Origin of the sequence: Nocardia sputorum, from assembly GCF_027924405.1 — a bacterium.
In the GTDB taxonomy this organism is placed as follows: Bacteria; Actinomycetota; Actinomycetes; order Mycobacteriales; family Mycobacteriaceae; genus Nocardia; species Nocardia sputorum.
Window position 1 is genome coordinate 6,958,664 of the sequence record NZ_AP026978.1, and the last position, 24,936, is coordinate 6,983,599.

Annotated in this window: 20 protein-coding genes and 1 pseudogene; 12 read left to right on the forward strand and 9 right to left on the reverse strand. The window is 67.5% G+C overall.

The genetic code is table 11. The features are described 5' to 3' along the window. Nucleotides 1–142 precede the first annotated feature (142 nt). From QMG86_RS31425 to QMG86_RS31450, 6 genes are all read left to right on the forward strand, one after another. Entirely contained in the window at nucleotides 143–4,009 is a 3,867-nt protein-coding gene (locus tag QMG86_RS31425) for a lipid II flippase MurJ (RefSeq protein WP_281876492.1), read from the forward strand. Between the two features lie 287 nt (nucleotides 4,010–4,296). Further along, entirely contained in the window at nucleotides 4,297–4,878 is a 582-nt protein-coding gene (sigM, locus tag QMG86_RS31430; protein ID WP_281881222.1) for an RNA polymerase sigma factor SigM, read from the forward strand. Nucleotides 4,879–4,980: 102 nt separating this feature from the next. Continuing rightward, entirely contained in the window at nucleotides 4,981–5,763 is a 783-nt protein-coding gene (locus QMG86_RS31435; protein ID WP_281876493.1) for an RsmA family anti-sigma factor, read from the forward strand. Nucleotides 5,764–5,871: 108 nt separating this feature from the next. Beyond that, nucleotides 5,872–6,888, forward strand: coding sequence for a thioredoxin-disulfide reductase (gene trxB / locus QMG86_RS31440; protein ID WP_281876495.1), 1,017 nt, complete (start codon nucleotides 5,872–5,874; stop codon nucleotides 6,886–6,888). A 57-nt stretch (nucleotides 6,889–6,945) separates the two neighbouring features. Continuing rightward, nucleotides 6,946–7,278 (forward strand): thioredoxin, encoded by a 333-nt coding sequence (gene trxA, locus QMG86_RS31445; RefSeq protein ID WP_159840992.1) that lies wholly within the window; start codon nucleotides 6,946–6,948, stop codon nucleotides 7,276–7,278. 159 nt (nucleotides 7,279–7,437) lie between these two features. Then, complete coding sequence (locus tag QMG86_RS31450; RefSeq protein ID WP_281876497.1) at nucleotides 7,438–8,631, forward strand: N-acetylmuramoyl-L-alanine amidase; 1,194 nt, start codon at nucleotides 7,438–7,440, stop codon at nucleotides 8,629–8,631. A gap of 69 nt (nucleotides 8,632–8,700) precedes the next feature. Here the strand turns inward: QMG86_RS31450 and QMG86_RS31455 are convergent, their stop codons facing one another. From QMG86_RS31455 to QMG86_RS31465, 3 genes are all read right to left on the reverse strand, one after another. Further along, nucleotides 8,701–9,420, reverse strand: a complete 720-nt coding sequence (locus QMG86_RS31455; RefSeq protein ID WP_281881224.1) for a GNAT family N-acetyltransferase — start codon at nucleotides 9,418–9,420, stop codon at nucleotides 8,701–8,703. 251 nt (nucleotides 9,421–9,671) lie between these two features. Then, nucleotides 9,672–10,685 (reverse strand): ParB/RepB/Spo0J family partition protein, encoded by a 1,014-nt coding sequence (locus tag QMG86_RS31460; protein ID WP_281876498.1) that lies wholly within the window; start codon nucleotides 10,683–10,685, stop codon nucleotides 9,672–9,674. A gap of 70 nt (nucleotides 10,686–10,755) precedes the next feature. Further along, nucleotides 10,756–11,712 carry a ParA family protein gene (locus tag QMG86_RS31465; protein ID WP_434085640.1) on the reverse strand — a complete coding sequence of 319 codons (957 nt, stop codon included), beginning with the start codon at nucleotides 11,710–11,712 and terminating at the stop codon, nucleotides 10,756–10,758. An 812-nt stretch (nucleotides 11,713–12,524) separates the two neighbouring features. Between QMG86_RS31465 and QMG86_RS31470 the strand changes: the two are divergent. Then, a pseudogene (locus tag QMG86_RS31470) lies at nucleotides 12,525–12,653 on the forward strand (hypothetical protein); the annotation flags it as partial. A 342-nt stretch (nucleotides 12,654–12,995) separates the two neighbouring features. Here the strand turns inward: QMG86_RS31470 and rsmG are convergent. The 6 genes from rsmG to rpmH form a co-directional block, all read right to left on the reverse strand. Next, nucleotides 12,996–13,787, reverse strand: coding sequence for a 16S rRNA (guanine(527)-N(7))-methyltransferase RsmG (gene rsmG / locus QMG86_RS31475; RefSeq protein ID WP_281876500.1), 792 nt, complete (start codon nucleotides 13,785–13,787; stop codon nucleotides 12,996–12,998). A gap of 142 nt (nucleotides 13,788–13,929) precedes the next feature. Continuing rightward, complete coding sequence (locus QMG86_RS31480) at nucleotides 13,930–14,481, reverse strand: Jag family protein (RefSeq protein ID WP_281876503.1); 552 nt, start codon at nucleotides 14,479–14,481, stop codon at nucleotides 13,930–13,932. A 117-nt stretch (nucleotides 14,482–14,598) separates the two neighbouring features. After that, a complete protein-coding gene (gene yidC / locus QMG86_RS31485) occupies nucleotides 14,599–15,681 on the reverse strand; it encodes a membrane protein insertase YidC (protein ID WP_281876505.1) in 1,083 nt (360 codons plus the stop codon). Nucleotides 15,682–15,685: 4 nt separating this feature from the next. Then, nucleotides 15,686–16,084 carry a membrane protein insertion efficiency factor YidD gene (gene yidD / locus QMG86_RS31490; RefSeq protein ID WP_281876507.1) on the reverse strand — a complete coding sequence of 133 codons (399 nt, stop codon included), beginning with the start codon at nucleotides 16,082–16,084 and terminating at the stop codon, nucleotides 15,686–15,688. Then, a complete protein-coding gene (gene rnpA / locus QMG86_RS31495) occupies nucleotides 16,081–16,512 on the reverse strand; it encodes a ribonuclease P protein component (protein ID WP_281876509.1) in 432 nt (143 codons plus the stop codon). Before rnpA ends, yidD begins: the two co-directional genes overlap by 4 nt. A 21-nt stretch (nucleotides 16,513–16,533) precedes the next feature. Then, the gene (gene rpmH / locus QMG86_RS31500) at nucleotides 16,534–16,677 is read right to left on the reverse strand and encodes a 50S ribosomal protein L34 (protein ID WP_006550910.1); all 144 of its coding nucleotides are present in this window, start codon (nucleotides 16,675–16,677) and stop codon (nucleotides 16,534–16,536) included. Between the two features lie 637 nt (nucleotides 16,678–17,314). On the opposite strand from rpmH, the gene dnaA reads away from it, so the two are divergent. The 5 genes from dnaA (at nucleotide 17,315) to QMG86_RS31525 (ending at nucleotide 24,826) form a co-directional block, all read left to right on the forward strand. Further along, complete coding sequence (dnaA, locus tag QMG86_RS31505; RefSeq protein WP_281876511.1) at nucleotides 17,315–19,252, forward strand: chromosomal replication initiator protein DnaA; 1,938 nt, start codon at nucleotides 17,315–17,317, stop codon at nucleotides 19,250–19,252. An 875-nt stretch (nucleotides 19,253–20,127) separates the two neighbouring features. Continuing rightward, nucleotides 20,128–21,303: a DNA polymerase III subunit beta gene (gene dnaN, locus QMG86_RS31510; RefSeq protein WP_281876512.1), complete on the forward strand. Its 1,176-nt coding sequence runs from the start codon at nucleotides 20,128–20,130 to the stop codon at nucleotides 21,301–21,303. Between the two features lie 243 nt (nucleotides 21,304–21,546). After that, nucleotides 21,547–22,827, forward strand: a complete 1,281-nt coding sequence (gene recF, locus QMG86_RS31515; RefSeq protein ID WP_281876513.1) for a DNA replication/repair protein RecF — start codon at nucleotides 21,547–21,549, stop codon at nucleotides 22,825–22,827. A 358-nt stretch (nucleotides 22,828–23,185) separates the two neighbouring features. Continuing rightward, entirely contained in the window at nucleotides 23,186–23,746 is a 561-nt protein-coding gene (locus QMG86_RS31520) for a DUF721 family protein (protein ID WP_281876514.1), read from the forward strand. 135 nt (nucleotides 23,747–23,881) lie between these two features. Beyond that, nucleotides 23,882–24,826: an alpha/beta fold hydrolase gene (locus QMG86_RS31525; protein ID WP_281876515.1), complete on the forward strand. Its 945-nt coding sequence runs from the start codon at nucleotides 23,882–23,884 to the stop codon at nucleotides 24,824–24,826. The last annotated feature ends 110 nt before the right edge of the window (nucleotides 24,827–24,936 follow it).

Sequence of the window (24,936 nt, forward strand, 5' to 3'; positions counted from 1 at the left end):
GCCTATCGCACCGCGCGGTCCGCAGTCCGGCGCGATTCCGGCCGCGCCGCGTCCACCCCGATCCGGCGCCATACCTGCGGTGCCGCGTCCCCCGCAGTCGGGCCCGATCCCGGCCGCGCCGCGTCCGGCCCGGTCCGGGCCGATGCCGGCCGTCGCGCCGGAATCCGAGCGGGTGCCGCCGCCGCGCTACGCTCCGCCGCAGCCACAGCAGTTCCCGCCGCCCCGCCAACGGCCCGCCGCCCCGGTCCGGCACGAGCCCGCGGAACCGGATCGCCCGCGGACGAGGGAGTGGCCTGCCGCCACCGACACCGCGGAGCCGCCGAAGACGGATGAATCGAAGCAGAGCGCGAGCTCCCGGTTGCTCAGCGACTCGGGATCGATCGCATTCGCGACGCTGATCAGCCGGATCACCGGTTTCGGCAAGCAACTACTGCTGCTGACCGTGCTCGGCCCGGCCATCGCCAGCGCGTTCACCGTCGCCAGCCAGATTCCGAACATGATCGCGGAACTGGTGCTCGGCGCGGTGCTCACCGCCATCGTGGTACCCACGCTGGTGCGCGCGGAGCAGGAGGATCCGGATCGCGGAGCGGCGTTCGTCCGCCGCCTGGTGACCGCCGCTTTCGTGGTCCTGGCGACGGCCGCGCTGCTGGCGACCGCCGCGGCGCCGGTGCTCACCACGCATGTTTTCCTCTCCGACGACGGCCAGGTCAACACGGCGCTCACCACGGCGCTGGCTTTCCTGCTGTTGCCCGCGATCCTTTTCTATGGCATGTCGGCGCTGCTCACGGCGATCCTGAACACCCGGCAGATGTTCAAGCCCGGCGCGTGGGCGCCGGTGCTGAACAACCTGGTCGTGCTCACCGTGCTCGGCTTGTACGTGCTGATGCCCGGGGAGATCACGCTGGACCCGGTCCGCATGAGCGACCCGAAGCTGTTGGTGCTCGGCGTCGGCGTCACGGTGGGCGTGGTGGTGCAGGCGGTGAGCCTGCTTCCGGCGATCCGGAGGTCGGGCATCGACCTGCGCCCGCTGTGGGGAGTCGACGATCGCCTCAAGCAGTTCGGCGGCATGGGCGCGGCGATCATCCTGTACGTCCTGATCAGCCAGGCGGGCTTCGTCTTCGCCACGCGGATCTCCTCGCACGCGGACGCGGCGGGCCCGGCCATCTACAACAACGCCTGGCTGCTGCTGCAGTTGCCCTACGGCGTGCTCGGGGTCACGGTGCTCACCGCGATCATGCCGCGGCTGAGCCGCAACGCCGCCGCCGACGACACGCCGGCTGTGGTCGACGACCTCTCCGCCGCTACCCGGTTGACCATGATCGCGCTGGTCCCCGTGGTCACCTTCCTCACGCTGGCCGGTCCGCAGGTCGGGCAGGCGCTCTACGGCTACGGCAACTTCGGTTCGGACGCCGAGCGGCTCGGGCTCGCGGTCAGCTGGTCGGCGTTCGCGCTGATCCCGTACTCGTTGGTGCTGATCCACCTGCGGGTGTTCTACGCCAGGGAGCAGGCGTGGATTCCGACTTGGATCATCCTCGGCATCACCGCCGCCAAGATCGTCTTCTCCGCGCTGGCTCCGGTCATCACCGACGCCGAGCACGTGGTGATCGCGCTCGGCGTCGCGAACGGCCTCGGTTTCGCGGTGGGCGCCGTGGTGGGCGGTTTCCTGCTGCACCGCAGTCTCGGGGATCTCCGGATGGCCAATGTCGGCCGCACAGTGACTCGTGTCGTGCTTGCGTCACTCGCGGGCGGCGCGGTGATGTGGATCGTGGACCGGGTACTCGGTCTGGATCGGCTGACCGCGTCCTTCGGCGGCCCCGGGTCCCTGATCCGGGTGGCGATCACCGCGATCGTCATGTTCGCGGTGGCCTTCGGCCTGATGCGACTCGCCGGTATCCCGGAGATCGTCGCCATCACCGTGGCCATCTCGCGGCGCCTCGGCTGGACGCCGCCCGCGCCGGATCTCGATCTGGAGAGCCCGGCCGAGGATCCGTACGTCACGCAGGTACTGCGCAGGCCCGATCCCTACCTGGCATACCCGCGGTTCGATCCGTACATGGATGCCCAGACCATGGTGCTGCCGGTAATCAGACCCGATGCCGTTGACCGCACCGGCATGGGGGAGTTCCCGTACCCTGTTCGGCAGAGAAGCACAAGTGGCGAATTCGCCGGAACCTCGACATACCAGGGCGAAGGAGGACCGAGGGTGAGCGACGACGCGGTGGGCGGCGTCCCGGCCGCCGATTCTTCTGCGACCACGCCCGGCGGATTGTCCACCGATGTACCGCCGACCGCGGGGGAGCAGTCGGATCCCGCGTACGCGAGCAAGCAGCCGGGCACGGCCGCACCGGATCAGGACGCGCCGAGATCGCAGGAGAATCAGCTGCCGCCGCGCGATCCGATGTACGACACCGGGATGATTCCCATCGGCTCGCCGGAGATGCCGCCGATGGGCGGGGAGAACCTGGGCGCCCGGCGGATCCCGCGCGGCCCCAAGCTGATCCCGGGCGCTTCGGTGGCAGGCGGCCGCTATCGCCTGCTGGCCAGCCACGGCGGCGCCCGCGGCTTGAAGTTCTGGCAGGCGCTGGACATCAAACTCGATCGCGAGGTCGCGCTGACCTTCGTCGACGCCGACCAGAAGGCGACGGAGAACTCCGGGCAGGACGGCCCGCAGGCGATCCTGTCCCGGACGCTGCGCCTCGGCCGGATCAACTCGCCCGGCCTGGCCCGCGTCTTGGACGTGGTGCGCGGCAGCTCCGGCGGCATCGTGGTGGCGGAGTGGACGCCGGGCCGTTCGCTGCGCGAGATGGCCGAGACGGTGCCCTCGCCGATCGGCGCGGCGCGCGCCATCCGCGCCCTCGCCTCGGCGGCCGAGCTGGCGCACCGCGGCGGTGGATCGCTGTCCATCGATCATCCCGACCGGGTGCGCATCAGCGCCTCGGGCGATGCGGTGCTCGCCTTCCCCGGCACGCTGTCGGACTCGGACGCGCAATCCGACGTGCGTGGCCTCGGTGCGATGCTCTACGCGCTCATCACCGCCCGCTGGCCGATCCGCTCGGGCGGCGTCACCGGCACCGCCGCGACGGTCGGCGGACTTCGGCTGGCGGACTTCGGCCCGGACGGAACTCCGGTGGAGCCGCGCCAGATCCGTCCCGAGGTGCCGTTCGAGATCTCCGCGGTCGCCGTGCGCTCGCTGGAGTCGAACAAGGGCGTGCGGACGGCGGCGACGGTGCAGCACGTGCTGGAGCAGGCGTCGGTAGTCGATCAGAAGACCGATTTCATCCCGGTGCTGCGCCTGGGCCAGCGGGCGCCCGCGAATATGGACGACTCGCTCGCCGATCCGGAACTGCTCGCGGCCGAACGCGAACGCTCGCAGCGAATGATGTGGATCATGGTCGGCCTCGGCATTCTCGCCGCGCTGGTGGTCGGCATCGTGATCTGGTGGATGGTCAGCGTGTTCGCGCCGACCGCTTCCGAGGCTCCGCTCAACGAGCAGCGCAATATCGGCCTGACCACGAACAACCAGCCGGTGCCGACACCCGCCGCCGCTGGCCCGAACCTGACCTCGACCGGTGCGCCGGTCCCGGTGACAGGTGTGTCGGTGTTCTCGCCGGAGGGCACCGCCGACGGCGTCGCCAACGTCCAGGCGGTGCTGGACAACGATCCGGGCACCCAGTGGCGCACCGATCAGTACTTCCAGCAGTTCCCGGCGCTCAAGAAGGGCGTCGGGCTGCTCGCCACGCTGCCTGCCCCGGCCAAGCTCACGAACGTCTCGATCAACTCGCCCAGCGCGGGCACGTCGGTGGAGATCCGCACCTCGCCCACCGGCTCGCCGACGCTGGATCAGACCCAGCTGATCGGTTCCGCCCGGCTCGACGACGGTGTCACCGACATCCCGGTGCGTGCCGACCAGGCCGCCCGCTACGTGCTGGTCTGGATCACCGGACTGGGGAATTCCGGAGGACAGTTCCAGACCGCAATTTCCGATATCCGTTTCGACGTCGCGCCGTAGCCGGCCTTCCCGCCGCGCTGTCGTTCGCGCGGATTCGTAGCGCACGTCGAGCATCGCATTGCTCCGTACCGGCTCGACACTTGGTTGCTGCCAAAACGTTACGGACGATATGATCTTCGGGCGCTCTCAGCAGGGGAGCTTCCCGGGTTCTGGCGTATTCGTTCCTGGATGCTGCGAAGTCTCGGTAATGGTCGATCAGCCCATTGCCGCCGTGAGGGCCGTCCAAGGGGTTGGCATTGTCGTCCGAAGTGAACGAGGAGCTCGGCAGGGGGGCGTCGCGGCAGGTGATGTGTCACGGGCGTTCCCTCGTACTCGGTGAAGCCACCGATGTGGAGTTGTTGCGGGCGCATGTGCGTGGTCAGCGTCACGCGTTCGCCGAGTTGCTGCGCAGGCACAACGATCACCTGTGGCAGACCGCGTTGCGGACGTCCTACACGCGCGAGGACGCGGCCGATTCGCTTCAGGAAGCGCTCTTGTCGGCGCATCGCACGGCTGCCTCGTTCCGTGCGGAGGCGGAGGTGCGCAGCTGGCTGCATGCGATCGTGGTGAACGCTTGCCTGGATCGGATCCGCCGCAACAAGACCAGACGCGCGGTGTCGCTGGCGCCGGAGTCGCTGCCCGAGCCCAAGGACGATCGCGACGAGATGGCCCAGGTGGAGATGTCCATGGACATCGATCGCGCGCTGTTCTCCTTGCCGCCGGATCAGCGGACCGCGCTCGTCGCGGTCGACGTGGAGGGGTATAGCGTGGCCGAGGCGGCCGCATTGCTCGGTGTGCCCGAGGGAACGATCAAGAGCCGGTGCGCTCGCGCGCGGCAGCGGTTGAAAGAGCGATTGGATTATCTGCGTGATCCGGGGAACCGGAGGTAGTTGGGATGCGTCATTAATAGTGACGAACCCCTGAACGATTCAGAGGCAGGCCCCGTCGGCGAGGGGATCCCCGCGATGTCAGATGCGAACAACGGAGGTGCGATGGCTACCCGGTCCGTGCCGCAGCCCCCGTTCACGTCCGAATTGCTGGCTGACTTGCACGCCGACAACGTGACGCCGGAGCAGCGTGCGCAATTGTGGCCCGTGGTCTCCCGTGATCAAGAGGCCGTGCGATTCCTGCGCGGTTTGGACGACGTCACCGCCGAGTTACGTGCTCTCGGCCGGGATGAGCGCATCATTCACCCGATGCCGGAGGATGTGGCGGCTCGGCTCGCTCTGTTCGTCGACGAACTGGAACCGCCGGAGGACGCGCCCGACGCTACCGTTCACGAGCTTCCGCGGGCGTGGGCCGGCGAATCCGCCGGGGAAACAAGGATTTCCGAATCCCCGCCGGTGGCACTGGACGAGCGGCGCCGTGGCCGATTGCGGTGGTTCGCCGCGGCGGCCGCGGCGATCGTCACCGTGGCGGGTGCGGGGGTGTGGGTCTCGACGTTGCGCGGCGGTGACGCTCCCGCGCCCACCGCGCAGCCGACCACGGGGAACGACGAATGGGGCGACGATCTCACCGCCACCATGGCCCTCAGCGCGCTCGGCCGTCACACCGTCACCGGCTCCCTGGCCGGCCCCGGGGCACTCGAGCGCTGTGTCCGGGCGAACGGTCTCGACCGCACGGTCCTCGGATCGACAGACATCCGATTCCAGGGCGGGAACGCGGTACTCATCCTGCTCAACGGCCCGCAGCCGCCCAAGATCACCGCCCTGGTGGTCGGAACCGGTTGCGGTACGGGCGATCCCCAGCGCAAGGCACTGCAGGACATCGGCTGACCGTGCGATCTGGACCACCCGCGCGGTGTGACCCCGCCGACGCGGGAACAACAGCCATTACCCTGTTGTTGACCGACACGTCCGATCGAATCTTCCCGGAAGGGCCCCATGAGCGAGCGTAGCGAGCAAGTAAGCGACACCGGCGCGCCAGTTCGCGATCTGATCATCATCGGCTCCGGACCTGCCGGCTACACGGCCGCCGTCTACGCCGGCCGCGCCGAGCTCCAGCCGCTGCAGTTCGAGGGGACCCAGTTCGGCGGTGCGCTGATGACCACCACCGAGGTCGAGAACTTTCCCGGCTTCCGCGGCGGCATCATGGGCCCGGATCTCATGGAGGAGATGCGCGAGCAGGCGAAACGGTTCGGCGCGGACATCCGCACCGAGGACGTGGACGCCGTCGACCTGACCGGCCCGGTCAAGAAGGTCGTCGTCGGCGGCGAAACTTTCGAGGCCTACGCCGTCATCCTCGCCATGGGCTCGGCCGCGCGCTACCTGAACGTCCCGGGCGAACAGCGGTTGCTCGGCCGCGGCGTCAGCGCCTGCGCCACCTGTGACGGCTTCTTCTTCAAGGGGCAGGACATCGTGGTGGTCGGCGGCGGCGACTCCGCGATGGAAGAGGCGACCTTCCTGACCAAGTTCGCCTCCAGCGTGACCATCGTGCACCGCCGCGAGGAATTCCGCGCTTCCCGCATCATGCTGGAGCGTGCGAAGGCGAACGAGAAGATCAAGTTCGTGCTCAACGCCGAAGTGGTCGAGGTGCACGGTGAGAACAGCGTCACCCACCTGACCCTGCGGGACACCCGCACCGGCGAGACCTCCGAACTGGCCGCCACCGGCCTGTTCGTCGCGATCGGCCACGACCCGCGCAGCGAGCTCGTCAGAGGCCAGGTCGCCCTGGACGACGAGGGATATGTGCTGGTGAACGACCCCACGACCGCGACCGACATCCCCGGCGTCTTCGCCGCGGGCGATCTGGTCGACCACACTTACCGTCAGGCGATCACCGCCGCGGGCACGGGCTGCCGCGCGGCCATCGATGCCGAGCGCTGGTTGGCCGAGCAGGGCGACATCACCTCGAACACTCTCGCCCACGCGGGCGAGTCGGTGACCGTCCCCGCCAACTGAGTTCGCACCGGACCAGCTACACACCTTTCGTTTCGCTGTATCGCTAGGAGAACACCCATGTCCAAGTCCGCCAACACGGTTGTCGTCACCGACGCGACCTTCGCCGACGACGTGCTGCTGAGTGAGAAGCCCGTCCTCGTCGATTTCTGGGCCGACTGGTGCGGGCCGTGCAAGATGGTCGCGCCCGTCCTGGAGGAGATCGCCGGTGCGCACGCGGACAAGCTGACCATCGCGAAGCTGGACGTGGACGCCAACCCGAGCACCGCCCGCGATTATCAGATCCTCTCGCTGCCCACTATGATGCTGTTCCGCGGCGGTAAGCCGGTCAAGCAGATCGTCGGGGCGAAGGGCAAGGCGGCTCTTCTGCGCGAACTCGAAGACGTCATCTGACGACGCGATCCGACGACGCGCCGTAGGATGCCCTGGACCCGGGGTTGTCGAAACCTGGTCCGGGTCTGAGACAATCGACCGACGTTCCGGTCGTGCGAAGGTGTATCCCATCGCATGAGTGGGTACCTGCGGGTTGACGGAAGGAAAGGGCTCTCACGCATGCACCGACTTCGTCACGGCGATTCCGGTCCAGCCGTAGCAGAGGTTCGGAGCACCCTGGCAAGCCTCGGGTTCCTACACGCGCACGTCGGTACCGATCAGGCGGACGCACGCGAATATTGGAAGGACACGGAGGTGTCCTTCGACCACCACCTCGACTCCGCGGTTCGCGCGTTCCAGCAGCATCGCGGTCTGCTCGTCGACGGGGTGGTCGGTCCGGCGACCTACCGGGCGCTCAAGGAGGCGTCCTACCGGCTCGGCGCGCGCACGCTGATCTATCAGCTGTCCGCGCCGCTCTACGGCGACGACGTGGCCACGCTCCAGCGCAGGCTGCAGGACCTCGGCTTCTACGTGCACCGGGTCGACGGCTACTTCGGTCCGCACACCCATGACGCGCTGACCGCTTTCCAGCGGGAGATCGGGCTGTCGGCCGACGGCATCTGCGGACCCGACACGCTGCGCTCGCTGGACCTGCTCGGCGCCCGGGTGACCGGAGGCAATCCGCACCGGATCGCCGAGGAAGAAGTGGTGCACCGGGCGGGGCCGCAGCTGACGGGCAAGCGAATCGTCATCGATCCGGGTCTCGGCGGGTCGGACAAGGGATGTGCCGTACCCACCGAGTACGGCGACGTCTACGAGTCGGAAATCCTGTGGGACTTGGCCAGCCGGCTCGAGGGACGGATGGCGGCCACGGGTATGGAGACCTTCTTGTCGCGTCCGTGGGGCGCCAACCCCACCGACGTTGAGCGCGCGGACACGTCCAACGCCTTCGACGCGGATCTGATGATTTCGCTGCGCTGTGCCACCAACCCGAGCCCGCTGGCCAACGGCGTGGCCGGGTTCTACTTCGGCAACTCGCACGGCTCGGTGTCCATGATCGGACAGGTGCTGGCCGGCTTCATCCAGCGCGAGGTGGTCGCCCGGACGTCGCTGCAGGACTGCCGTACCCATGCGCGCACCTGGGACCTGTTGCGCCTCACCAAGATGCCGACGGTGCAGGTGGACATCGGTTATCTGACCAACGAATACGACGCTTCGGTGCTCACCAACCCGCGCATGCGCGACGTGATCGCCGAGGCCATTCTGATCTCGGTGAAGCGGCTGTATCTGCTGGGGCAGGACGACCAGCCGACCGGTACGTACACCTTCGCGGAGCTGCTGGCCGAGGAGCTGGCCGCCGCGGACCGGATGTAGCTTCGCCTTCCATCTTTCGAAGCGCCCCCTGACCTGTCGAATCGGCCAGGGGGCTTTTCGTTGTCTGGCTCAGCGCGCTCCGATACGAGTCGGCACGGTCATCGACGCCGCGGCGAGCAGCTGATCCAACGCCCGTTCGACGTCTTCCTTCCAGCCGTGGTCCGAGTCGAGTTCCAACCGCAACCGCGGGAACCGGTGATGCGGGGCCACCACCTCGAAGCCGACATCTTCCAGGAAGTCGGCATCGATCATGCAGCTCTCCGGTGAGCACTCGGTCGTGGCGCTCGCGCTCTTGATCGGGGCGACGATCCGCTCGAGCAATGTCATCGAGCCGGACCGCTCCGACAGCGCCTGCGTCGCCGGGTGGGTCCGGATGCCGAATGCCTCCAGAGCTCGCACGCCACGGCGCACCAGGTCCGCCACCACAGCCTGGATGAGGTGGTGGGCGACATCGGCATCCCGATAGGGAAATTCGGCCCGCAGCGTGGTCAGCAGGACCGCGTCCGGGCTCACCGGGGAAGTGGGGAAGAGGGTGGCCCGGGGCACCGCGCTGGGCGGTGCGTAGAAGGCGCAGCCGGCGACGTTACCGTCGACGTTCGCCACCTGCCCGCACGAACCCCACTCCAGCATGACCGTGGACAACCAGGCTTCCTTCTCGAACACCGGATCGCTGAAGTTGCGCGAATCCTCGGCCACCGCGGGGTCCATCTCCCAGAAGACACAGCGCCGCGCATGCGCGGGAAGCTTCTCCAGTCCGCCGAGGGTTAGTGCTGTGACGCTGGTCGACACCGCTCTGCTCAGCCTCCAGCTGTCCGATTCATCCACGCTCACGTCGCATCAACGTTTGCTCGCCAGCAAGAATAAGCGATCAAGGGGAACCCGCCTCATTCCATGTCGCTGTGCTGTTGGTCAGAAGAACTTGTGTTGCTTCGCCGGGAGCGATGGGCGCTCCACGGCCGCGTGAATTCCTGCCGTCACAGTGACGTTTCGGCCCGGAACTCGCGCCTATGGAAACCACAAGTTGAATTTCGTCACTTCTGTCACACGGTAGGTGCGTTCTGCTCCATCAGGGCGACAATCCGCTCGAGGTCTTCCACCGACCCGAACTCGACGACGATCTTGCCTTTGCGCTTGCCCATACTCACCAGGACCCGAGTATCGAAGGAGCCGGACAACCGATCGGCCACGGCTTGTAGGCCGGGCATCTCGATCGGCTTGCGACGGACGACGGGAGAGGGCGCGGCCGCGTCCTGCTCTCGGTTCGCCAGCATGACGGCTTCCTCGGTAGCCCGGACCGAGAGTCCCTCGGCGACGATTCGGGCGGCGAGCACCTCTTGAGCGTCCGCACCCGCTTCGAGACCGAGCAGTGCTCGCGCGTGTCCGGCGGACAGTACGCCCGCCGCGACCCGGCGCTGCACCGGGATAGGCAACTTCAGTAGACGGATCATATTCGTCACGACCGGGCGAGAGCGGCCGATTCGGGCAGCCAATTCCTCGTGGGTGACATCGAATTCCTCCAGCAGCTGCTGGTAGGCCGCCGCCTCTTCGAGTGGATTCAGCTGCACCCGGTGGATGTTCTCCAGCAGGGCGTCGCGCAGCATCGACTCGTCCGCGGTCTCCCGCACGATCGCGGGAATGGCAGCCAGCCCCGCCTCCTGGCAGGCCCGCCAGCGCCGCTCGCCCATGACCAGCTGATAGCGATCCACGCCCGGCTCGGTCCGGCGCACCACGATCGGCTGCATCAAACCGAACTCACGAATCGAATGCACCAACTCGGCCAGCGCGTCCTCTTCGAAGACTGTGCGCGGCTGCTTCGGATTCGGTTCGATCTGGTCCGGCGGGATCTCACGGTAGACAGCGCCGCCTGCCTCGAGTTCGGCGTTGTCGGCGGGATCGGGTACCCGATGCAGGTAGGTTGCGGGCGGCTGCGGCCCCACCGGATCCAGACCGATGACACTCGCAGCGGCGCTGCTGAGGCCCGGTGCTGTCGTCGGTGTCGTCGGGATCAGCGCGGCGAGACCGCGCCCGAGCCCACCCTTCTTCGCCTGACTCATCGGTCTACCGACCCCTTCCTCGTTCCGCCACCAAACCGGACTGTGCCGAGCATCGACACCACTGGCCGAATCACTCCGCCGACTTCGTCGCGGCGACGCGCGGAGCCACCGCGCGGGCCGCCATCTCGCGTCCGGCATCCAGGTAGCTCATCGCGCCCCGGGAGCCTGGATCATAATCGAGCACCGTCATGCCGTAACCCGGCGCCTCCGACACCTTCACACTGCGCGGAATCACCGACCGCAGCACGACATCGCCGAAGTGTCCGCGGACCTCCTCGGCGACCTGGTCGGCCAACTTGGTGCGTCCGTCGTACATCGTGAGGATCACGGTGGAGACGTGGAGTTCGGGGTTCAAGTGCGCCTGCACCAGACCGATATTGCGCAGCAACTGGCCGACGCCCTCCAGCGCGTAGTACTCGCACTGGATCGGGATCAGCACCTCCTTTGCCGCGACGAGCGCGTTGACCGTCAGCAGCCCCAGGGACGGCGGGCAGTCGATCATCACGTAATCGATGTCGTATCCGGCGATATTCGCCTCTTGGATTGCGGCTTTCAGCCGGCCCTCCCTGGCCACCATCGACACGAGTTCGATCTCGGCGCCCGCCAGGTCGATGGTCGCGGGGATGCACAGGAGACGTTCACTGTGCGGACTCGTCTGGATAGCTTCTCTGACCGAGACCTCGCCGATGAGCAACTCGTAGCTGGAGGGGACACCCGAATGATGCTCGATGCCGAGGGCAGTGCTGGCGTTGCCCTGGGGGTCGAGATCGATCACGAGAACCGTCATCCCTTGATGCGCCAGGGCGGCCGCCAGATTCACCGCGGTGGTCGTCTTCCCGACGCCGCCTTTCTGATTGGCGATCGTGATGATCCGTTGCTCGTGCGGTTTCGGCACAGTCACCTTTCCTGGATGGAGGACCTGACTTGCACGTTGCGCTTCGGCAGCTATCGGGGTCTCACTAGGGGAGATGTGCCCGAACGGGGTACTTCCGAATGCATCCGCGTCGAAATTGCTGGAGTCCAGCATCCCCGGCACGCGCGACGTTGTTTCCCGTGAAACATTCGCCGGACCGCTCGACATAGACAGCTCCTAACCCGAGAACTTCAGAACACGTACGCGCGACGGGACGGATCGGCGCCGTGTGTGCAACAGCCTTTGTCGGATCGAACACGATGCACAACCGGGTTCGCGGCGCCCGATCGACCGAGCGGAGCTCCTCGCCGTTGTGACAACCAGATCCCTCCGTGGCACCTACGCTCACGCCCGACGCCCACTAGCTTGCCAGCACTGAGCGGTTTAAGAAAGCTGAATCGCGGCGAGGCGCAGAGCGACACGCGAATCCGCACGAATTCACCCCGCCGCGCGCGCTGTTTCACATGAAACATTGGCTTGTGCCGCGCGGCCGACGGTGGGGAGTAGGCGGCGCCGGGTGCGACGCGGCCCTCTGCGGATGCCGGATAACCACTCACAGCGACGGTTTGACCGTTGGGTGGTGATCGTCAAGCCGGGACGTCGGACGTGCTGCCGTCCGGCGCGAGACCGGCCGCATCACCGCCCATCGACTTATCCCGCGCCGACCTTTTCGTGTCGACATGGCGGCGCACCAGTTTGACTGCGCGCCAGAAGCACGAGCGGACGAAGCGGCGCGCCATGCCCTGCCCCATGCGGTGAGCGAGAAGCTCACGAGGTGCGAAGTTCTGCTTGGCGGCGGTGTCGCAACCAGCTCGGTTCACGCCCGAGCGTGAGTTCTCTACGGGCGCTGGGCGTTCAAGGTCGAGCCGAACGCGCAGCATGATTCACGTGAAACATCGCCGAATCTCGCTGCCACCACGTCAGGCAACGAGCTGCCGGTCAGCGTCGAGGTCCAGGTGCGCGGCGAGCTGGCCGCGCAGGAGGTCGCCGTGCTGGAGCTGTCCGCGCTGCGCGGCATCTTCTCCGCGCTGGTCGAGGACCAGGTCACCTTCGTCATGAGAACGCGCTCGGTTTGCATCGTCATACGGGGTCGAATGATCGGTCGTTCGGGGCTGTCTCGGCGATGCCTAGCTGCCACTGGATTCACGTGAAACATGCGGCACAGTTCAGGCCTCAGCGGCTAGGCGTCCGCTCGCGGAGCGGGGACAGTCTCGGTACCGCGCCCCAGATCGGAAGTACTCCACAGATCGGGTTCGAGTCATGGTGATGCGCGCCCATTCGAGTGCGCCGCACCATCCACACGCACCGTGTGACCAAGGTCAGATCAACCATTCCGTCAGGGTGACGAAATGACCGCTGGTCCCAGCTCGAACCGGGAACCTTCGCGATCGAAGCTGCTACTCGGCCTTGCGTGCGGCACGCTTGCGCGCGCGGTCCGTTGCTGTCTTGCGAACCGTCTTGCCTTCGCGTTCGACCGCTCGTTCGGCGCGCCGCCGCGAGGTGCGCTCGGCGCGAGGAAGTCGCTCCGCGCTGATCACCACGGTGGGCGTGTCCACCAGACCGACGCCGCATTCCAACACGATGGCATTGCCGGCTCCGGCTTTCGCCAGCGCCTCGCCGTCGCGTTCGAGTTCCTCTGCCGCGCTGGCGCCTTTGAGAGCGAGCATGTGTCCGTGGTCGCGAAGGAGGGGGAGAGACCACTGAGCGAGTTTCCCGAGGGGGGCCACCGCACGGGACGTGACAACGTCCGCGCCGCCGGCCTCCTTCATCACGCCGGACTGTTCGGCGCGCCCACGTACCACGGTCACATCGAGTCCGACCGATTCGATGAACTCGCTCAGGAAAACGGTTCGGCGCAGCAGGGGCTCGACCAAGGTGATCCGGAGGTCCGGTCGAGCGATCGCGAGCGGGATGCCGGGCAAGCCCGCGCCGCTGCCGATGTCGACCACGGAAGCGCCCTCGGCGATCAACTCACCGAGCACCGCGCAGTTGAGCAGGTGGCGATCCCACAGGCGGGGCACCTCGCGTGGGCCGATCAACCCGCGTTCCACGCCCGCGGTCGCGAGCGCTGTGCAATATCGACGCGCGAGATCGAGTCGGTCGCCGAAGACGGTGGCCGCCGACGCGGGTGGTTCCAGCTCCGCGGGTACGGCGGTGGTTCCACCGAGATCTCGTTCCACGTGAAACATCCTTCCGAACTCGGTTCGATCTACGAGCGAGCAATCGGGCTCCGAACACGAACAAGGCCCCCGGTCCGAAGACCAGAGGCCCTATCCAACCACTACCCGTCCGGGCCGCGAAACATGCCGCCCGCTTCGGGGATGCCACGGCTCAGCCGGGAACGACCACCACGTGCCGGTTCGGCTCGACGCCTTCGCTCTCGCTGCTGACGCCCTCGACGGCCGCCACCGCGTCGTGCACGATCTTGCGCTCGAACGGGGTCATGGGAGCCAGCGATTCCGGCTCACCCGAGGCCAGCACCCGCTGCGCCGCGGCCGCGCCGAGCTCGCTCAGCTCGGACCGCCGTTTCGCCCGCCAGCCCGCCACATCCAGCATCAGCCGACTGCGCACTCCGGTCGCCTGCTGCACAGCGAGACGAGTCAGTTCCTGCAACGCGTCGAGCACCTCGCCGTTGCGTCCCACGAGCTTGGTCAGGTCGCGGCCGCCGTCGATGCTCACCACGGCGCGGTCGCCTTCCACATCGAGATCGATGTCGCCGTCGAAGTCCAGCACATCGAGCAACTGCTCGAGGTAGTCACCCGCGATCTCGCCTTCTTCGATCAGCGCTTCCTCGGCATCGCTCACGACATCGCCGGTGTCCGCTCCGGCGCTCGCCGTCGTCGTCGTCACGGTGGCGTCCCCTCCGTCGGTCTCAACAGTCATTTGATTTCCTTCATCTGCTCATCGCGCGCGCCGGGCAATCGCCGCCGGGCGGTATTCGCGATCAAGGGGTTGCTCAGCGATAGAGAGAGGTGGGCGGCTCGGCCCACCGATCGGGTATCAGCGCCTGCGCTTCTGATTCGCCCTGCCCCGGTTGCCAGGCCGTTTCTGGCCGGCCGGGCGGCGTTGGCCCGCGGACTGCTTAGACGGCTTCGCGGTACCGTTCGACGAGGCGACCGGAGTGTCCTCGTCCGTGGCGGTGTCAGCAGCCGCGGTGGGGGCGGGCTTCTTCTTCACGTTGACCGGTTTGGCGCCGGGCTTGGGCGCGTTCTGCGCGCGCTGCTCCAGCTTCGCCTGCTTCTTGGCTTCCTCTTCTTTCGCCATGCGACCGAACACGAGGTGCTGCTGCCCGTAGGTCCAGATGTTGTTGGAGACCCAGTACAGCAGGATGGCGATCGGCAGGAAGGGGCCACCGACGAGCACACCGAGCGGGAACACCCACAGCGCGAGTTTGTTCATCATCGCGGCCTGAGGATTGGCCGCGGCTTCCGGCGTCTGCCGCGCGACCGACGCGCGCGCGTTGAAGTGGGTCGCCAGACCGGCGATGACCATCAGGGGGATGGCGACGAGCGCGATGCTCAACTTGCTCGGCACACCGCCGTAGTCGGCGAACGCCTGCAACTCGTTGACCGGCGTGGTGATGAACGCGGAGATCGGCGCCCCGAAGATGCGCGCACTCAGGAAGGACTGGACGTCAGCTGCGTTGAAGACGTAGTTCGCCGTGTTCGCGTTCTGCTCGGGCGTCATGCCGAGCTGGCCGAAGCCGTGCCCGGTCCGGTTGAACGACCGCAGCACATGGAACAGCCCCAGGAACACCGGCACCTGAGCGAGGATCGGCAGGCAACCCATCAGCGGGTTGAAGCCGTTCTCCTTCTGCAGCTTCTGCATCTCGAGCGCCATCTTCTGGCGGTCGTTCTTGTACTTCTTCTGCAGCTCTTTGATCTGCGGCTGCAGTTCCTGCATCTGCTTGGTGGTGCGCACCTGCTTGACGAACGGCTTGTAGAGCACCAGGCGCAGCGTGAACACCAGGAACACCACGGCCAGCGCCCAGGTGAGACCGTTGTCCGCGCCGAACGCGAACCCGAAGACCCGATGCCAGAACCAGAGGATCCAGGACACCGGGTAATAAATGAAGTCGAGCACGGCTCTATGCACTCCCGTCGTTCGTGTCGCCGATCACCGCGGGCGGCGATCCTTTACAAGCGTTCGGCTCCGACCGCGGTCCGGCGGGCAGGCTCGATTCCTGCGTCGCCGCCTCGGTCGCTGCCCCATCCGTCGGCTCGGTGCGAAGTCCGGTCCGCTTCCGCTCCGGGACGGGGTCCCACCCACCAGGGTGCCAGGGCGCGCATTTGGCCAAGCGCACGACCGTCAATACGAGCCCGATGAACAGGCCCCGGGTGCGCAGCGCGGTGACCGCGTACTCGCTGCAGGTCGGGGTGAATCGGCACACCGGCATGCGGGTGGGGGAGACGTAGGTCCGATACAGCTCGATCGAGAAGATCAGCACATTCGCGGGCAGTCTGGCGATCGTCGCCCAGAGGCTCATGCCGTGCCACCCGTCGACACGCCCGCTGCGGCGCCGACGCCGAGCTTGCGCAGCGCGGTGCGCAGCTGGCGCAGCAAATCCTCCGACGACGCCGTGGCGGCGCCCGGGAGCGCACGAATCACGACATCGGTCCCGGGCGGCAATTCGTCGACCACCTGGGCGCACATATGACGCAGGCGGCGGGCGACGCGATGTCGAATCACCGCGTTGCCCACCGCCTTGCTGACGATCAACCCGAAGCGGGGTCCGCCTACCCGGACCAGCGCATCGTCGGGGATCTGATCGTGTCGTCCATTCGCGCCCACGCTTCCGTCATACCCGTGTGCGAGCGCATGCACGACCAGATCACGCCTCCCGATTCGCTGGCCGCGGCGCACCGTCCGGGAGAAGTCGGCACGATGATGCAACCGATACGGCTCAGGCAACACCCGAGCGTCCGAGAGCGAGGGTCAGGCAGTGAGGGAAGCGCGGCCCTTACGGCGACGCGCCGAGACGATGGCGCGACCCGCACGGGTGCGCATCCGGAGGCGGAAGCCGTGAACCCGCGCCCGACGACGGTTGTTCGGCTGGAACGTCCGCTTGCCCTTGGCCACGGTCAACACTCCTCGAGTAGGCGGGCACCAGGTAGTGCCCGAAGCTTGTCGGTGATACGTGTATTGCGCGAATGAATCGCAGGTCTGGTCATCATCGGCGCGCGTCGGTCCTGGCGCACAGTCGGTCGATCACGACCTAAACGCGGTCAGCACAAGACCGCCACCGCACCAAGGGGTGACTGTACGAGGGTACTGATCGTCCAGGGACGGGTCAAACTCGCCCCCCTGTACGCCCCGGGCGCGGCGACCAGGCAGAATCGGCTTCCTCGAGTCAGTCGTTCTGGCAATGACCGTGAGTTCGTCCACACCCCTAGCCAGCACCCGTCCCGGGCCGCTAGGGTACGTAGCCAGTCGATTGCTGCAGAACCGCAGGTCGCAGCCTCGCCCTTCCCGCGCGTGCGCGCGTTCCACAGCTCCCCAGGGTTCTCCACATCTGTGGATAATTGTGTGGAAAGACCCCTGGAGTGGCATATTCGTAGGGCCGACGGTGCCACGCCGCTGTCCAGATGGGGGACCCGGACAGCGTCCGAACCGGTTACGGACGTACGCAGCGGATCACGGGCCCACCCCCGAGCAGCACACTCCACGCGTGCCCCGGCCGTCTGCTCCTATCGACCTACTCCGGGGAGGAAGCTGCATGGACGACGAGCAGAACGTGCTGGCCACAGTGTGGCCCGAGGTTGTCACCGAGCTCACCACCGGGTCACCGGACGGCGCTATCCCTCCGGTCACCCGAGCACAGCAGGCCTGGCTGAAGCTGGTCAAGCCGCTGACGGTCGCACAGGGGTTCGCCCTGCTCTCCGTACCTTCGTCGCTGGCACAGGAGGCCATCGAACGCGACCTGCGCGAACCCATCCTCCGGTCCCTCGGCCGCAGGCTCGGTCCCCAAGTGGAAGGACTCGGCGTCCGCATCGCCGCCCCGACCACCCCGACCGTCGACCGGCAGAGCAATACCCCCCGGCACGCGCGTATGACGAGCAGGCCAGAGCGGACCCGAGAGGGCCGGGCTCCCGCGGCATACCCCGGCTCGGAGTTCCCCGGCCGCGACGCCTACCCCGGACCGCGTTATGCACAGCCGGCCGAATTCCCGGCAGCGTCTCCGTACAACGACGGCTCCGACTACCCGGGGGCGGAATACGGGCAGGACTTCGCCCCGCCGGAGGAGTACCGCCAACCGGAGTACGCCCACGCCGACTATCCACCGCGCGGCGAGTATTCCGCGACGGGCGAACTGCCCATGGTGCCCGGGGCGGACGTCGCACCCCGTCGCGAACCCGGGCTTCCGCCCCGCAGGGAACCGGCCATCCCGCCGGGGCAGGAGTCCCTGTTCAATCCGGAACCGTCGCCGGGCGGCGTGCGCGGCCCGCTCCGTGCTCCGCTGCGCGAGACCGCCGACGACGACACCGGCCTGGCGCACGATCCGGTCCGGGAACCGGTCGGCGAGCACCCGCGCGGCGACCACGACGACGAGCCCGTGGTGAACGTCCGCAACTCCTGGCCCACCTACTTCGCCAAGTCGCAGGAATCGCCCGCGCCGGCGACGTCCTCGGCCAGCCTGAACGCGAAGTACACCTTCGAAACGTTCGTCATCGGCGCGTCCAACCGCTTCGCGCACGCCGCGGCGGTCGCCATCGCCGAAGCCCCGGCTCGTGCCTACAACCCGTTGTTCGTCTGGGGAGCTTCCGGCTTGGGCAAGACCCACCTGCTGCACGCGGCGGGTCATTACGCACAGCGTCTCTTCCCGGGCATGCGGGTCAAGTACGTGTCGACCGAAGAGTTCACCAACGACTTCATCAACAGCCTGCGCGACGACCGCAAGGTCGCGTTCAAGCGCCGCTACCGCGAGACCGACATCTTGCTGGTCGACGACATCCAGTTCATCGAGGGCAAGGAAGGCATCCAGGAGGAGTTCTTCCACACCTTCAACACCCTGCACAACGCGAACAAACAGATCGTCGTCTCCTCGGATCGCCCGCCCAAGCAACTGGCCACGCTGGAGGAGCGGCTGCGCACCCGATTCGAATGGGGTCTGATCACCGACGTGCAGCCGCCGGAGCTGGAGACGCGCATCGCCATCCTGCGCAAAAAGGCGCGGATGGACCGGCTCGACGTGCCCCACGATGTGCTGGAGCTGATCGCCAGCCGGGTGGAGCGCAACATCCGGGAGCTGGAGGGCGCGCTGATCCGCGTGACCGCTTTCGCGTCGCTGAACGGCCAGCCGCTGGATCTTCCGCTGGCCGAGGTGGTGCTGCGAGATCTGATGCCGGACACCACGGCGCTGGAGATCAACGCGGCCACGATCATGGCCGTCACGGCGGAGTACTTCAACACCACGCTGGAAGAACTCACCGGTCCCGGCAAAGCGCGACCGTTGGCTCAGGCCAGGCAGATCGCCATGTATCTGTGCCGTGAGCTGACCGACCTGTCCCTGCCGAAGATCGGGCAGGCGTTCGGCCGCGACCACACCACGGTGATGTACGCGGAGAAGAAGGTACGCAAAGAGATGACCGAGCGACGCCGCGTCTACGACCAGGTGCAGGAACTCACAGCCCGGATCAAGCAACGCTCGCGCTGAGCGGCATCCACACCCGAGCACCGCCCCTGACCTGGGGCGGTGCTTTTTTGTGGGCTGTGGATTCCTCGAGGAATCCTTGTGGAGTCCTCGAGGAATCCCCCGGTTTGTCCACCGATCTGTGCACAGGTCGGGGTAGCAGCCTCCGCGAGTTCCCTCACAGGGCGAATTACACAGTTTCCCCAGGCAGGTTTGCGCACAGCCGTTGACCAGGGCAGTGTCCGGATCAGGCCTTGTGGAATCCTCGAGGAGTCCGTGTGGAGTCCTCGAGGATTCCTCGAGCTGTCCACGATTTCGTGCACATGTGTGAACAACCGGGTGAATCCGGTGGAACAACTCGAGGAGCGCTCGAGGATGAATCGGGGACAACCTGAGAACCTCCACAGCCGCCGGATGTTCATCCTCGAGACACCCCCTGGCCATCCCCACGGCACCACGCCCCCTGAACAGCGGATTCGGCCGCAGTCCACAGAATCCACAGCGCCTACTACTACTTCAGTTCTTCTCATTAGAGATCTCTCTTCAAAACAGGGTGTGTGGAAAGTCGGCACGGCAGCGTCTCCTGCGCAGCCCCTCCCGGTTCACAGCAAGGACGACAGAGGGATCCCGGTCCCCCTCTCGAATCGGCGTAAGCAGTCCGCGCCCGCGGTACGCCCCGGCTCATCCCGCACCGCCGGCCCCATCCGTGCTCCCTTCCGAGGGGCGGTCGTCTGCGGTGCCGGAGGGTCGGGCTAGGTGCATGTCCCCTCCGCGGGTACGGTTCTATGTCGGTCGCCTGTGCCAGACTGCGAAGGCGGCCGATTCGGCAGGACCCTTTCGAGCACCGACACTGACGAGCCGACAACAGATCACGGAACCGGGAGAGGACAGATCGGGCGATGGAGCTTGCAAGCATGAAGTTTCGGGTCGCCCGCGAGGATTTCGCCGAGTCCGTCGCCTGGGTGGCGCGCAGTCTTCCCTCCCGGCCGCCGGTACCGGTGCTCGGCGGCGTGCTGCTGGTCGCCGACGAGGACGGGCTGACCGTCTCCGGCTTCGACTACGAGGTCTCCGCGCAGGTGCGGGTCGCGGCCGAGGTCGCGGGGCCCGGCCAGGTGCTCGTCTCCGGTCGTCTGCTGGCCGATATCACCAAGGCGCTGTCCAACAAGCCGGTCGACGTCTCGGTGGACGGCACGCGCGTGTTGATCACCTGCGGCAGCGCGAAGTTCTCCCTGCCGACCATGCCGGTCGAGGACTATCCCCAGCTGCCCGAGGTGCCGCAGCAGACCGGTGAACTGAGTGTGGATGTCTTCGCGGAGGCCGTCGGCCAGGTCGCCGTCGCGGCGGGCCGCGACGACACGCTGCCCATGCTCACCGGTATCCGGGTGGAGATCGAGGGATCCCAGGTCGTGCTCGCGGCGACCGACCGGTTCCGCCTTGCCGTGCGGCACATCGAATGGCAGCCCGCGCGCGCCGATATCGAGACTTCGGTGCTCATCCCGGCCAGGACGCTGTCGGAGGCCGCCAAGACGCTCGGCCCCTCCGACGCGCCCGTGCAGCTGTCCCTGGGCTCCGGTGCCGGATCGGACGGCCTGCTCGGCATCGTGAACGCTGGTCGCCGGACCACCACTCGCCTGCTCGACGCGGAATTCCCCAAGTTCCGTCAATTGCTCCCCAAGGAGCACACCTCGATCGCCACCCTCGCCGTCGCCGCGCTGACCGACGCCATCAAGCGCGTCGCGCTGGTCGCCGAACGTGGCGCGCAGGTGCGGCTGGAGTTCTCCGCGGACGGCCTGCTGCTGTCCGCGGGCGGCGACGACGCGGGCCGCGCCGAGGAGTGGCTGGAGGCCGATTTCCGCGGCGAATCGCTCACCATCGCGTTCAACCCCGGATATCTCATCGACGGCTTGTCCGCCCTGCACGCCGACCGGGTCACTTTCGGCTTCACCACACCGAGCAGGCCCGCCGTGCTGCTGCCTGCGTCCGCGGAGGAGCCCGAAGTGCTGGACTCCGGGACGTTCGCCGCACTGTCGAGCCCGTACATCTATCTGCTGATGCCGGTCCGGCTCCCGGGCTGATCGCCTGTGCATGACCTGATGTCGAACGGATCCGCGCCGCGGGATCCAGCGCGGCCGAGCGGTGCCGCTGCTGGAAACTCCCCAGCGACGTCGGAGAAACCGGTGCTCCCGCAGCCAGAGCACCGGTTTATCCACAGGTCTTCCACAGGAGTGCGGCGCACTGCACGAGGTCCGTTCGCCGCGGCCATGAGTTGCCGATCGGCGGGAATGTCGGCTTCGGCCCAGGCAGGGGCACGATAGCGGATGTTCGTCCGTGCTCTGTCGCTGCGCGACTTCCGCTCGTGGGAGCATGCGGAAGTCGAATTATCCCCAGGTCGCACCGTTTTCTTGGGATCGAACGGCAACGGCAAGACAAACCTGCTGGAAGCGATCGGCTACTTGGCCACGCTCGGGTCGCATCGGGTCGCCACGGACGCTCCGTTGATCCGGACCGGTACCGAGCGCGCCCGGATCGGCGCCACCGTGGTCAACACCGGGCGCGAGTTGCGCATCGATGTCGAGCTGAATCAGGGCAGCGCGAATCGCGCCCAGATCAACCGCTCACCGGTCCGACGACCCCGGGAGATCCTCGGGATCCTGCAGACGGTGTTGTTCGCCCCGGAGGATCTCGCGCTGGTGCGCGGCGATCCCGGGGAGCGCCGCCGCTTCATGGACGAGTTGTGCACAACTCGCCTCCCCAGACTGGCCGCCGTCCGCAGCGACTATGACCGGGTGCTGCGCCAGCGCTCGGCGCTGCTGAAAACCGCCGGGCGGCAAGGCAGGTCGAAGGCCGACCTGAGCACCCTCGACGTGTGGGACGGACACCTCGCCGCGCACGCGTCCGTCCTGCTCGCCCAGCGGCTGCGTTTGGTGCACGATCTCGCGCCGTATCTGGCGCGGTCCTACGCGTCGATCGCCCCGGAATCGCGGCCCGCGTCGATCGTCTATCGCAGCTCCGCGCTGCCCCTGGAGTTCCTGGATCCGGCCAGACCGCCGCGCCCGGAGGACGCGGCGGAACTGGAGGCGATCTTGCTGACCGAACTCGCTGCCGCCCGGCCGAAGGAACTCGAGCGCGGCGTGTGCCTGGTCGGTCCGCACCGCGACGAACTGGACCTCGTGCTGGGAGATTCGCCCGCCAAGGGCTTCGCCAGCCACGGCGAGTCGTGGTCGTTCGCATTGGCTTTGCGGTTGGGTGCGTTCGAACTGCTGCGCACCACCGGCGCCGAACCGGTGCTGCTGCTCGACGACGTGTTCGCCGAACTCGACCGTCGCCGCCGCGCCGCGCTGGCGGCCGTCGCCGCGGACGCGGAGCAAGTGCTGATCACCGCGGCCGTGCCGGAGGACGTGCCCGCCGAACTCGCCGCCGTGCCGCTGCGAGTGGAAACCGCGGGCGGCCCCGACGGCCGCGTTTCCCGGATCGCCGCCGAGGATCGGTCCGACAGTGGCAGTTTCGGCGGTGAACGGCTGAACGACGACGCCACCCACTCGGCGCCCGAGGGTGAACGTGACCCGGTCGCCGGTTCGACGGAGTCGCGGACGCCCTAGCCATCCACAGGTGGAGTGGACCGGAGATCCGGCCTCGCCATCAGCCGCCCCGGTCCACTACAGTGACCAGTCGTCGGGAACGCCGATCGAGTCCTCAACAGCCGGAACCGATTCCCTAACACCTGTGGAAAACTCGCTCGGACATCGGTGACCGCTTCCGCGAAACGCGCAACAGCAACAGTCGAGCAAGCGGCCACCCTGCCTGACAATCCGGCGTTTTGGGCGGGGAACAGCGTGTTCTATCGGCCGCCTGGGTGTGCGGCATGCGCGATTCCTGGCGCTGGCAACCGTGGGCGGAGGCTGGGGACAACTTGATCGAAACTGGGGACAGACCACGGGACGCGGAGGGAGAAGGGCGATGAGCGATCGGCCCACCGAGCCCGAATCCGCAGGAGCGGAACCCGAATTGCGAGGGATAGATCTGGCCCGGCGAGCCTTGGAGGAAGCGCGCGCCGCGGCACGTGCGAGCGGCAAGTCCGTCGGTCAGGGGCGTTCCTCGCCCCAGCGCAGGCTGCGGACCGGAGGGCGCAGGCGCACCGGATGGTCGGGCGCGGGCCCGGACGATCGCGATCCACAGCTGTTGTCGAAGTTGGCCGGCTCCCTCGCCAAGAGCCGCGGGTGGTCGGGCAAGGTGGCCGAGGGCATGGTCTTCGGCCGTTGGGCGGGAGTGGTCGGCGAGGACATCGCCGCGCACGCCACGCCGGTCACCTTGAAGGACGGCGTGCTGAGCATCTCCGCGGAGTCGACCGCCTGGGCTACCCAGTTGCGGATGCTGCAAGGCCAGATCCTCGCGAAGATCAATGCCGCGGTCGGCCAGGGGGTGGTGACCTCGCTGAAGATTTCCGGACCTGCCGCACCGAGCTGGCGCAAGGGCGAGCGGCATATCAAAGGTCGCGGACCGCGCGACACGTACGGATGACCGCGCCGGGCAGTATGTGATACTTGGTGTTACGTTTACCCTGAAGCGGCGTTTCACGTGGAACGCCCCGGTTCGACGTCCGCACCGGAAGCCCTGCGACGTCGGATCGGAACCGTCTGGGCAGAAGGAACCTCGATGACGATCACCACGGCCGTGGGTCCGTTTCCGGCGACCGCGACCCGGACGGTTCGCCGGGACGGCGTCGAACTCGCGGTCTACGAATGCGGCAACCCCGAGGGCGTGCCGGTGCTGCTCATCCACGGGTGGCCCGATACCCATCTGCTGTGGAGCCGGGTGGCGGCCCTGCTCGGCGGCCGCCATCGTGTGATCGCCTTCGACAACCGGGGGGCGGGCAGCAGTTCCGCGCCGGCCGCAGTCGAGGCCTATCGGATCGAGGAGCTCGCGGCCGACGTCCGCGCGGTCATCGCCGCGGTCTCGCCCGGCGAACGGGTGCACGTCCTCGGGCACGACTGGGGGTCGGTAATCGGATGGGAGGCCGTCGCGGCCGAGGACGCCGCATCGGTGATCGCGTCCTTCACGTCGGTGTCCGGCCCGAACTTGGACTTCCTCGGCGCCTATCTGCGTGGGCCGCTCACCCCGGCGAGGCTGCGGGGTGCGCTGGCCCAGGGCGTCGCCTCGGCCTATACCGTCGCCTTCCAGATCCCCAAGTTGCCGAATCCGGTGTTGCGGATTCTCTCCGGCCGGTGGCCGCGATTCCTCGCCTTCTTCGACGGACTCGACCCCGCATTGGTGGAGACGGCGCCGACACTGCGCACCGATATGCTGAACAACCTGAAGCTCTACCGCGCGAACATTCGCACCCACCTGCGTCATCCGCGGCCCCGTCCGATCGAGGTGCCCGTTCAGCTGATCGTCGCCACGCGGGACCGCGCCGTGCGGCCTGTGGTGAACGCCGAGGCAGATCGGTGGGTGCCGCGCTTGACCCGGGTGGAGATCCCGGCGCGGCACTGGTCGCCGATCTCACACCCGGCGGAGCTGGCGCGTCATACCGCCGCCTTCGTCGCCCGGATCGATGCCGCTGCCGAAGCGTGCGAGCGCGATCCGGCGACGCATCTCTGAGCCCACTTCTGCTGGATCAAAACCGCCGCAAGGCGCAACGGAGTCGGCGGTATTCGATTTCTCGCATCCACGGCGCTGTGAGGGGTGTCGGAGGTGGGTTGTAAGTTGGG